We start from the raw sequence: 775 nt of genomic DNA, 5'->3' as shown, positions 1-775 counted from the left end.
TCCCCTTGGATCCGGACGGGACAGTATTGATCACCGGCGGCACCGGCACCCTCGGCGCCATCCTGGCCCGCCACCTCGTCACCACCCACCACACCCGACACCTACTGCTGACCAGCCGCCGCGGCCCCGATCACCCCACCGCCGCGGCCCTGATCGCCGAACTCGCAGACCTAGGCGCCACCGCCACCGTCGTCGCCTGCGACTGCGCCGACCCCGACGCCGTGGCCCAACTCCTGCGCGACATCCCCACCCAACACCCCCTGACCGCCGTATTCCACACCGCCGCAGTACTCCACGACGCCACCCTCGCCACCCTCACCGCCGACCACCTACACCAGGTACTCCGCCCCAAGATCGACGCCGCCTGGCACCTGCACCGCCTCACCGCCGACCTACCCCTGGCCGCATTCGTGCTCTACTCCTCCGCAGCCGGACTCCTCGGCAACCCGGGTCAGGCCAACTACGCCGCCGCCAACACCTTCCTCGACACCCTCGCCCAGTACCGCCACGCCCACGGACTGCCCGCCCAGTCCCTCACCTGGGGCTACTGGCAGCAGACCAGCGAACTGACCGCCAACCTCACCAGCGTCGACCAAGCCCGCATCACCGGCACCGGACTCAACCCACTGCCCACCGACACCGCACTGCGGCTCCTCGATACCGCCCTCACCAGCACCAACCACCCCATCCTGGCACCACTCACCCTGCACCTGCCCACCCTACGCACCCACAAAACCAACGCCACCCTCCCCTCACTCCTCGACAACCTCATACC

At 69.3% G+C, this 775-nt stretch carries 1 protein-coding gene; it reads left to right on the top strand.

What is annotated here, in order from left to right; all coding sequences use genetic code 11:
* A partial coding sequence (locus NAM01S_RS33645; protein ID WP_157108052.1) for a beta-ketoacyl reductase occupies positions 1–775 on the top strand: 775 nt, incomplete at both ends.

The organism is Nocardia amikacinitolerans NBRC 108937 (assembly GCF_001612615.1).
Classification (GTDB): domain Bacteria; phylum Actinomycetota; class Actinomycetes; order Mycobacteriales; family Mycobacteriaceae; genus Nocardia; species Nocardia amikacinitolerans.
Note: the sequence above shows the minus strand (reverse complement) of the source record. Positions and strands in the feature narration are given on the sequence as shown.